Origin of the sequence: Salipiger sp. PrR002 (genome assembly GCF_010500775.1) — a bacterium.
Lineage (GTDB): Bacteria > Pseudomonadota > Alphaproteobacteria > Rhodobacterales > Rhodobacteraceae > Salipiger.
In genome coordinates this window covers 84,833-94,702 of record NZ_JAAGOU010000017.1, presented here as the reverse complement: position 1 = coordinate 94,702, position 9,870 = coordinate 84,833, and the positions used below count along the sequence as shown (strand labels likewise).

The following is a 9,870-nucleotide window of genomic DNA, read 5'->3' as shown; positions in this document are numbered from 1 at the left end:
TTGCGGGGAGAGTGACATTCCTGAATTGTTCATGGGTGACATTTTAGCTTTGCCGCTACAGCGGCGCGTCCCGTGTAATCTGTCTTATGGTTAATTTGTGTTAAGCCTTCGCGCGCCGTGGCAGGCCATAGTCCGGCCCGGGCAGCAACGGCAGCAGCGGGCCGTCGCCGCCGCGCATATCGGCGCCGGGCAACACCGGCAGCACGGCGGGACCATAGAGGGCGCTCACTGGCTCGAGACCCCAGATCGCAGGCGCGAGCTCGGGTCTGACCGAAGCGAGTTCAAGCTGTGCCTTGGGGCCGAGCGCGCGCAGCGCCGTGGGACCGGGCCAGAGGCTCTCGACCAGCAGACCGCCTGCATTCAGCAGCGCGTGGCTGGGCAGCAGCAGGTGGTGGTAGCTGACCCCGCGCACCCCGCGCGCAAGCCGCAGGCGGCTGCCGCGGCGCTGCGCCAGATGCCCGGCGCGGGCCAGAGCGGGCTGGCCGCTGGCGGGGTCGGTGACCGCGATGCAATGCTGGCGCGACAGGCGCAGTTCAGCAGCATTGCCGAGCGCGCCGGGCTGGATCACCACCGGGGCAAGCATCGGGTCGGCCTCGATCTCATCGCCGGTCACGCTGCGCGCCCCGGCCCAGAGGATCGGTTGCGCGCCGCTTTCTGTCATCACCAGATCGCCGGGCTGCAACTCTTCGACCGGGGTCCAGCCGCCCGGTGTCGCAATCGGTGTGCCCGCCACGAGACAGGGCACACCCATGGCATAAAGCGTCTGATCGGCGGTGACGCTTTCCGGAGAAACTCCCATCAGAACAACGCTCTCGCCGGTCGGGAAGGTCAGCACGGCATTGCCCGAGCCGTCGTCGCTGACCACGACATCCCATGTGTTGACCGTCTCGCCCGCGTCGTCGAGCAGCCCGCTGGTGTTGAGCTGGTCGATGGTGCGATTGTCACCGTCCAGCGTCATGTCGAAGTCGGTGATCGTGTCGGCGCCACCGTCGGTGGTCAGGCTGAAACTGTCGCTGCCCGCGCCGCCGGTCAGCGTGTCATCGCCCTCGCCGCCGGTGATCGTGTCGCTGCCATCTCCGCCGCTGATCGAATCCGCGCCGCTGCCACCGGTGAGGCTGTCGTCGCCCGCGAGACCATATAGCTCCGCGTCGGCGTCGCTGGCCGAGGCGTCGATCGTGTCGCTGCCGGATCCGCCGACAACCTGCTCGATTTCCCAGAACTGGCCGGTGGAACCGGCGGCACCCACCTCGTAGCTGCCGAACTCCCAGCCGTCGAAAGTGACCGAGACCGGGTCCGTCGCATAGGTGAAGTCGAGTGCGTCTGTGTCGCTGTCGTCGCCATCCTCACCGCCATACACCATGTCGAAGTCTTCGGTGTCGGTGAAATAGAAGCGGTCCGATCCGGTGTCGCCCCACAGCCAGTCGTCTCCGGCGCTACCCCAGAGGACGTCGTCGCCCGCGGCGCCGTCCATCGAGTCGTTGCCGTCCTCGCCGAGCAGGTAGTCGTTGCCGTCCCCGCCCCAGATGGTGTCGGCGCCGGTGCCACCCCAGAGCGTGTCGCTGCCAAGGCCACCATCGAGCGTGTCGGCGCCATCTTCGCCGTAGATCAGATCGGTGCCGCCGTTGCCTTGGATCGAGTCATCGCCGGTCCCGCCCCAGATCTCGTCAGCGCCCGTGCCGCCGGAGATGCTGTCGTTGTCGGCGTCGCCATAGACCGTGTCATTGCCCGATCCGGCGGTGATCGTGTCGTTGCCGCTGCCGCCCCAGATGCTGTCGTCGCCGCCTTCGGCGTTGATCTGGTCGGCCCCGGCGTCGCCATAGACCGTGTCCGCGCTGTCGCCCGAGAAGATCGTGTCGTCGCCGTCGCCACCGTGGAACTCGTTGCCGCCGGTCAGGATCGGGCCGGTTTCGTCGTCGATGCGGTCGTTGCCCGCGCCGCCATAGACGGTGTTCGAACCGCTGCCCGCGTCGATGGTGTCGTTGCCGTCGCCGCCTTCGATATAGTCGTCGCCCGCGCCGCCCTCGATCGAGTCGTCGTCACCCTCGGCGTAGATCGTATCGTTGCCGTCGTCGCCATAGATGGTGTCGTTGCCGTAGCCGCCGTAGATCAGGTCGTCGCCCGCGCCGCCGTGCAACTCGTTCGCGCCGTAATATTGCGAGCCGGAGATATCGTCGATGTAGTCGTTGCCATCGCCACCGTAGACGGTGTCGGCGCCCTCGCCATAGATGATCGTGTCGTTGCCGCCGCCGCCTTCGATGGAGTCGTCGCCCGCCCCGCCATCGAGGGATTCCGAGAAATTCCCACCTTCCATGGTGTTGGCGTCGTCGCGCTCGTAGGCTTGCGGATCCAGCGCGCTATAGGCCACGCCCTCGGCGGGCAGCGTGCCCGCGCCGCCGTAGGTGTAGGTGACGCCGGGCGTGATCGGCTGGTCGGTGGCATAGCCGACAACGCCGTAGCCTTCGATCGCCAACTCATAGACGTTGATGGCGGTGCCATCGGGCGCGTAGACGATGTTGACGCTGCTGACGTAGAGCTTGCCCGTGGCGAGCACCGTGCCGTCGGCGTCGGTGGCCGTGGCGGTCTGCTGGCTGCCGTCGAGCGCGGCGCCGCCACCGCTGAGGTAATCCTCATCGTCGGTGACCGCGACGGTGACCCGCTGGCTCTGTTCCCAAGTGGGTGTGACGCCGGCACCAGCCACACCATCTTCGGAAAGGTAATAATAGTCGCCTACTGAAAAGGCGCTGATTTCGTAACTTGCCACAACACACTGCCTCTCATTCGGAAGCGCGGCCGCTGTACCCGACCGTTGCGGCAGCACTGGCACGCAGCCTGCGATTTCGCAACGTCAGGCAGCCAAACGGCGCCCACAGCGTCACCGGCGCGAGAGGGTTGTTGCACGAAAGTGTCTAATTTTGCCTTAAATGCTGGCGGCGCTCGCCCTTAAGAAGAAGGCCTGCGCAAAGCAATCGCCTCAATCTCGACAAGGAATTCCGGCCGGGTGAACCCCGAGACGATCATCAGAGTCGAGGCAGGCTTCACCTGCAGGTCCGCACAGGCGCGGTCGCGGGCGGCCATATAGCCCTTCATGTCTTCGCGCCGGGTGACATAGGCCGAGACCTTCAGCACATCCGAGAAATCCAGCCCGTCTTCGGCGAGGATCGCGCGCAACGCGTCGAAACAATAGTCGGCCTGCGCCTCGACGCCCTCGGGGATCGAGCCATCGGGACGCAGCGCAAGCTGGCCCGAGGTGACGGCGATGGGCCCGGCGGAAATGCCGTGCGAGTAGTGCCCGAAGGGCGCGGCGATGGTGTCGGGGGTCAGGGATTTCATCGGGGTCTCCTTGGCGCTCGGGCCAGTCCGGCGCGCATCAGGAACAGCTGCACCGCCTCATCGGCGATACGCTCGAAGTCCAGCGCGCCCTCATCGGGCACGTCGAGCACGCGGCGGCTCTGCAACTGATAGTCGGCGTAATGCTGGGTGACGGCCCAGATGTTCATCATGAAAAGCACCGGATCCACCGGCTTCATCCGGCCCTCGTCGATCCAGCGGCGGATCACCCCCGAGGCTTCGTCAACCGAGGCGCGCAGCCCGGCCCAGTGATCCTCCATTTCGGGCGCGCCGCGCAGCAGTTCCTGCACGAAGAGCCGCGAGCCCTCCGGCTGGTCGAGACAGAGTTTCAGCTTGCGGCGCACATAGCCGGTGATCACCTCGGCGGGATCGTCCTGCTCGCCCTCGACAAAGAAGATGTCGCGCCACTGCGCGATGATCCCTTCGAGCACCTCGCGGTAGAGGTCCTCTTTCGAGGTGATGTAGTAATGCAGCTGCGCCTTGGTGATCCCGGCGGCCTTGGCCAATTGCTGCGTCGAGGTGCCCGCCAGCCCGGTGGCGGCAAACTCGCGCAGCGCGGCCTCGCGGATCGCGCCGTGGATCTCCTTACGCTTCAGACTTGCGGCATTCATCGCCCCTACCCCTGTTCTTTTCGCCTCCAAGCCGCGACAGGCGGCGGTCGACCTTGGCCAGAAAGGCCTTCAGGTCCTTGGGCTTGCGGTGGTTCATGTCGTGTAGCTGCAACCACGTGATCCGGCAACGCGGATGAAACAGCACCCGATAGCCGCGCGTCAGCATAGAGCGTCCCGGATCGCGGATCAGCCGCAGCCACCACCAAGGAGAGCCCGAGGTGGTGATCACCGCCAGATGGCGGATGTTCTGCAGCCTGCCGGTGGCGCGCTTCTTGGTGGCGCTGGCCACTTCGAAGGCGACGCCGGGCAGCCAGACCCGCTCCATCCAGCCCTTGAGGATGGCGGGCGGGCCGTACATCCACGTCGGATAGACCATCACCAGCGCCTCGGCCCGGCGCAGGGCCGAGACATGGCGGTCCAGTTTCGCGATCAGCCGGTCGGTATCGCTCAGGTAGTCGGCCCAATCCTCGGCAGTGAGCACGGGATCGAAGCCTTCGGCGTAGAGGTCGATCACCTCGACCTCATGCCCGGCGCGCAGCAGGCTCTCGCGCGCGGTGGCAAAGAGGGCGGCGCCATAGCTTTCGCGGCCCGGATGGGCAAAAACCATCAGCACACGCATGACGCCGCCCTCTGCCGGTCAGTTGCCTTCGGCGGCGGCTTTGATGTCCATGCCGTGGCGCTGGTTGACGAAGGAGGTGTCGGCCACTTTGGTCAGATCGACCGAGCCCTCTTCGAGGATGCCGCTGCTCACCGCCGTCTCGTAGAATTTGGCGATCCGCGCCTCGGTCAGCGCGCCAATGCCCAGATCCAGCGCGTCGCCGCTGTCGATGATGCCGAGCTTGGCCATCTGCGCCATTTCGGCGTCCAGCTTCTCGACGGTCAGATCGGGGTTGGCCTCGATGATCGCCTCGTAACCGGCGGTGTGATCGCCGTAGAGGAAGGTGTACCAGCCCTCGATCGAGGCATCGACAAAGCGCTGCACCACGTCCGGGTTCTCGTCGATCATCTGCTGGCGGGTCTCGATGGTGGTGGCGTAGGTGTTCCAGCCGTAGTCCGCCATCAGATAGGTCGCCACATCCGCGCCCTCAGCGGCAGCATAGAGCGGCTCGGCAGTGGCATAGGCCTGCTGCACCATCTTCTCGTCGCCGAGGAACTGCGCGAGGTTGTAGCCGTAGGGGCGCACCTGCTCGTCGCGGAAGCCAAAGTCCTGCACCATCCACTTCCAGTAGGAGAACTGGCCGTCCTTGCTGAGCAGGATCTCGGGCGCGGTGGCGAGGTCTTCCCAGCTCTCGTAGGCACCTTCATGGGCGATCAGCGCCTGCGGGTCCTTCTGGAAGATCGCGGCGACCACGGTGGTGGGGATGCCGTTGCGCACGTTGTCGAACGAGAGCAGCAGGTTGCCCGCCATCAGGAAGTCGAGCTTGCCCGCGATCAGCATGGGGCGGTTGTTCACCTGCGGGCCACCCTGACGGATCTCGACCTCAAGGCCGTATTTCTCGTAGGTGCCGTCCGCCAGCGCCTGATAGAAACCGCCGTGGCCGCCCTGTGCCAGCCAGTTGGTGCCGAAGACAACCTTGTCACCGGCGAAAGCGGCGGAGGCGGCCAGCGACGCGGCGAGTGCCGTCAGCGAAATTCCGAGTTTGGTCATGGTTTTTGTCCTGTTGGTGGGTCGTGTTATGCGCTGCGCGCCATGTCGGGGCGCCAGCCCCGGGTCTTGCCCGGGTTCATCAACCCGTAGGGATCGGCGCGCTTCTTGAAGTCGATCTGCGCCGTGTCGATGGTCTTCATGCCGCCATCCTCGATGGTGACCACATGCGGATCGAAGATCGTGCAGCCGTCGGCCTCCAGCTCTGCGATCAGCGCGTACATCGCGTCCTTGCCGCGGAAACGCACCAGCGGCAGGGCGAAGATTTGGATCTCGCCGTCCTGTCGCGCCATTTCGTGGTGCCAGAACATCTCGTCGCCGTAGCGGGCCATCTGGCGCATCACCAGATCGATGTCGAAGGGCCGCGGATAGGCGACCTGCAGATAGGTCCAGCCCTTGTCCACTTTCAGCGCCTGCAGCGTGGTGTGGTTCCAGCCGCACTCATAGGCGGGCTGCAGGCGGTTGGCGTGGATCTCTTCCATGGTCATGGCAAAGGAGATCGTGGCGCCCTCGGCCTCGGCCCTTGCGCGGAAACGGTCCATGTCGCTGGGCGCGACCATGGCGAAGACGGCGTCGCGATCCTCGGGGAAATAGCCCTCGAACTTACGATAGTAGGGGGCAAAGCGGCGCTCTACCGGGGTCAGCAAGTAGCAATCCAGCCCGTCCTCCTGCGCGGCGGTGGCAAAGCGCAGCGCCTTGTCGTAGCCATCAAAGAGCGCGGCGGTGTGCAGCCAGTCGGTCGAGGGGGTGAGCGCAAGGCCAACCTCCAGCACGATGCCGTTGGTGCCATAGGCGTGGTGCACCTTCTGCACATCGGCGCCGCGCAGTTCGATCACCTGCGGCTCTTCTTCGAGGGTCAGCACCTTGAGATAGGTGAGGTTCCCCTCATCGCGCAGCATCCCGTGGCGCAGCGAGCCGATGCCGCCCGAGCCGCCCGCGATGAAGCCGCCGATGGTGGCGAGGCTGCGGGTCGAGGGGTACATGGTCAGCTCCTGCCCGGTCTCGCGCGCCGCATCGTCGAGCTTGGACATGCGGATGCCCGCCTCCACATGGGCGTGGCCGGGGGTGATCTCGAGGATCCGGTTCAGCCGTGTGAGGTCGACGACCAGCCCGCCCTCGAGCGGCACGCATTGCCCGTAGTTGCCGGTGCCACCGCCGCGCAGGGTGACCGGCACCTTGTGGCGCGCGGCGGCAGCGGCGACGCGGATCACCTCGTCCTGCGTTTGCGGGATCACCACCAGTTCGGCGCGCTTGTCCTTCAGTTCGGCATCAAGGATCTGGCTGTACCAGAAGTAATCCTTGGACCGCGCTTCGAGCGCGCGTTCGTCGTCATAAAAGCGCAGCCCGTCGAGTTCCTGTCGCAGCGCGGCGAGCGCCTCGGCGTGGCGGCCCTGTGGTTCGGCCAGTTGCGTATCGGTCATGCGGGGTCTCCGGAGGTCTCGGGGATGGGGGCGCCATCGCGCCAGACGGTGCGGACCGCGCGCGGGCGGTTCAGAGCATCGTCGAGGCTGCTGGCGGCGATATGGATGAAATCGGCGGGGGCACCGGCCTTGATCTGGACGTCATGGCCGAGCCACTGCGCCGGGGTCTCGGTGACGCTGGAAAGCCAGCCTGCCGGGTCGAGATGCCCGGCGAGCACGGCCATGCGGTAGACGTCGAATAGATCGTAATCGCCCTGCGGGTAGAACGGATCGCACACGTTGTCCGAGGCCAGCATCACCGGCATCCCGGCAGCGCGCGCCTCATGCACCGGCGCAAGCCCGCGCAGCCGCGGCGTGCGGCCGGGGGTGGCGTCCTGCAAAAAGGCGTTGGTGGTCGGCAGGGTGCAAAGGGCCATCTCAGCCTCCCCTGCCCGTCCCAGCAGATCGGCGACCTCGCCCTCGGGGCGGACCGAGAGCGCACAGCAATGCCCCACAAGCACTCGGCCCGCCATGCCCCGCGCTTCGGTCTCGTGCAGGATCGCATCGAGCCCCTGCGCGTCCGGCTCCAGCCCCTCGTCCACGTGGAAGTCGAGCTGCAGGTCGTGCTTTTCGGCCAGATCGAAGACCCTGCGCAGCTTTCCGGGAATGTCGTCGTTGCGGTAGACGAAGGCACCCAGCACGGCGCCGGTCCCGGCGATCTCCTGCGCGATCCGCGCGCCGAGATCGGCAAAGGCATCGAGCGGTGTCAGCGTGGCAAGCTGCAGATCGACGCTGCCGCGCCATTCCTCGGCCAACGCGCGCAGCACCGGCAGCGCCTCGGGCATCTCCGTCTCGGTCCAGTCCACGTGGCTGCGCATCGCCTTGGTGCCATTGGCAAAGGCGCGGCGCAGCCCGCGCGCGGCACGCTGGCGCAGGTCGTTGGCGGTCCAGTTCGGCTTGTCTCCGGCCATCAGCTCGATGGCGTCATGCAGCGACTTTGGGCGGCTCGGCACGCGGGCGACGGTGAAGGTCTTGTCGAGATGCACATGCGCGTCGGCAAAGCAGGGCAGCAGCAGCCCGCCCCCCTGCGCTTCGGACGGGGCGAGCGCCGTGATCCGTGCGCCCTCCAGCGTCACGTCCCACTGCCCCTCGCGCCCGGCCAGCGCGACGCCGTTCAACGTGGTCACGCTCATCTCAGCCCTGCCGCTTGATCTCGCTCTCGTGCCAGTGACCCAGCACGGCGCGAGAGAGCCACGAGGTGGCGAGGAAGATCACAATGCCCAGCATCGACACCAAGAAAAGCGCCGCGAACATGCGGGGGATCTCGCCCCGGAAGCTGCTTTCGAGGATGCGCGAGGCCAGCCCCGTGTTCTGCCCGGCGGTGCCCGCGACGAATTCCGCCACCACGGCGCCGATCAGCGCGAGACCCCCGGCGATCTTCAGCGCGGCCATGAAATAGGGCAGCGCCGAGGGGATCAGCAGGTAGCGCAGGCGCTGCCATTTGCTGGCCTCGTAGAGGGTGAAGAGGTCGCGCAGATTGTGATCGGCGCTGCGCATGCCGATGGCGGTGTTCGACAGGATCGGGAAGAAGGCGACGATCCACGCGCAGATCAGCAGCGCCGCGAAGGTGCTGTCCACATAGATCAGGATCAGCGGCGCGATGGCCACCACCGGCGTCACCTGCAGGATCACCGCGAAGGGAAAGAGGCTGCGCTCGACGGTGCGCGAGAGCGCAAAGATCATCCCCAGCGCCACGCCCCCGATGATCGCGAGCCCCAGCGACAGCAGCGTCAGCTTGACGGTGAACCATGCGCTCGACAGCAGCGAAGGCCCGTCGGTCCAGAGCGTCTTGGCGATGAGGCTGGGCGCCGGGATCAGGTAGTGCGGGATCTCGTTATAGCGCACGAGGAATTCCCACAGCCCAAGCGCGCAGAGCAGCGCGGCGCAGGGCATGAGGATCTGCAGGTGCCGCTCGCGCCGGGCGGCGCGCAGCGCGGAGTCTTCTGCGGTGTCTTTTGCGGGGGTGGCCTGCGGGGCCATGGTCACGGGGTCAGTGGTTGAGGTCGACATCGTCCATGGTCCCTTCCAGTGCATCGGAGACGAGACGGCAGGTCTCGGCATATTCAGGCGTGGTGCGGTAGTGCGCGTCGCGGGCAGAGGCATCGGGCAGCGCCATGTCGTGCACCACGCGGCCCGGACGCGGCGCCATCACCACGACGCGGCTCGACAGGTAGACGCTCTCGAACACCGAATGGGTCACGAAGATCACCGTCAGCCCGTTGCGCCGCCAGAGGTTCAGCACGTCGTTGTTGAGCTTGAAGCGGGTCATCTCGTCGAGCGCCGCGAAGGGCTCGTCCATCAGCAGCAGCTTCGGTTTGGTGACCATGGCGCGGGCGATCGAGACGCGCATCTTCATGCCACCCGACAGCTCGCGCGGGTAGCTCTCGGCGAATTTCGCCAGCCCGACCATCTCCAGCGCCTCGGTCACCTGCGCTGCGGCCTCGCGGCGGCCGAGCCCGCGCAGCTTCAGCGGCAGATAGACATTGTCGAAGACCGTGGCCCAAGGCATCAGCGTCGGCTCTTGGAAAACGAAGCTGACATCGCCGCCCTGCACGCCCTCTCCGGGGGCGTGGCCGTTCACGGTGATCTGGCCCGAGGACGGTGCCAGCAGCCCCGAGATCATCCGCAGCGCCGTCGACTTGCCGCAGCCCGAGGGCCCGAGAAGACTGACGAACTCGCCTTGCCGGATGGTGAGGTCCATGTCCTGCAGCGCCAGCGTGCCATTGTCGAAACGCTTGAAGACATGAGACATCTCGATCTGTGCGGCAGCCTGCACAGAGGGGGTGGCGGAGGTGTCGAGGGGCAT

General features: G+C 66.4%; 9 protein-coding genes. All 9 read right to left on the bottom strand.

Features of this window, described 5'->3' with window-relative positions:
* Nucleotides 1-100 precede the first annotated feature (100 nt).
* The 9 genes from G0A00_RS17005 to G0A00_RS16965 all read right to left on the bottom strand — a co-directional run bounded on the left by G0A00_RS17005 (nt 101) and on the right by G0A00_RS16965 (nt 9,870).
* A complete protein-coding gene (locus G0A00_RS17005; protein WP_164180855.1) occupies nt 101-2,761 on the bottom strand; it encodes a Hint domain-containing protein in 2,661 nt (886 codons plus the stop codon).
* A 179-nt stretch (nt 2,762-2,940) separates the two neighbouring features.
* Nucleotides 2,941-3,330 carry a RidA family protein gene (locus tag G0A00_RS17000; RefSeq protein WP_164180853.1) on the bottom strand — a complete coding sequence of 130 codons (390 nt, stop codon included), beginning with the start codon at nt 3,328-3,330 and terminating at the stop codon, nt 2,941-2,943.
* The gene (locus G0A00_RS16995; protein ID WP_164180851.1) at nt 3,327-3,959 is read right to left on the bottom strand and encodes a TetR family transcriptional regulator C-terminal domain-containing protein; all 633 of its coding nucleotides are present in this window, start codon (nt 3,957-3,959) and stop codon (nt 3,327-3,329) included. Before G0A00_RS16995 ends, G0A00_RS17000 begins: the two co-directional genes overlap by 4 nt.
* Complete coding sequence (locus G0A00_RS16990) at nt 3,934-4,578, bottom strand: NAD(P)H-dependent oxidoreductase (RefSeq protein WP_164180849.1); 645 nt, start codon at nt 4,576-4,578, stop codon at nt 3,934-3,936. The genes G0A00_RS16995 and G0A00_RS16990 overlap by 26 nt, the downstream gene beginning before the upstream one ends.
* 18 nt (nt 4,579-4,596) lie before the next feature.
* Nucleotides 4,597-5,607 (bottom strand): ABC transporter substrate-binding protein, encoded by a 1,011-nt coding sequence (locus G0A00_RS16985; protein WP_164180847.1) that lies wholly within the window; start codon nt 5,605-5,607, stop codon nt 4,597-4,599.
* Between the two features lie 26 nt (nt 5,608-5,633).
* Entirely contained in the window at nt 5,634-7,025 is a 1,392-nt protein-coding gene (locus G0A00_RS16980; RefSeq protein ID WP_164180846.1) for an FAD-binding oxidoreductase, read from the bottom strand.
* On the bottom strand, nt 7,022-8,197 hold the full coding sequence (locus tag G0A00_RS16975) for an amidohydrolase family protein (RefSeq protein ID WP_164180844.1): 1,176 nt from the start codon (nt 8,195-8,197) through the stop codon (nt 7,022-7,024). The genes G0A00_RS16980 and G0A00_RS16975 overlap by 4 nt, the downstream gene beginning before the upstream one ends.
* A 1-nt stretch (nt 8,198) precedes the next feature.
* Nucleotides 8,199-9,074, bottom strand: coding sequence for an ABC transporter permease (locus tag G0A00_RS16970; protein ID WP_235952987.1), 876 nt, complete (start codon nt 9,072-9,074; stop codon nt 8,199-8,201).
* Nucleotides 9,055-9,870: an ABC transporter ATP-binding protein gene (locus G0A00_RS16965; RefSeq protein WP_164180842.1), complete on the bottom strand. Its 816-nt coding sequence runs from the start codon at nt 9,868-9,870 to the stop codon at nt 9,055-9,057. Before G0A00_RS16965 ends, G0A00_RS16970 begins: the two co-directional genes overlap by 20 nt.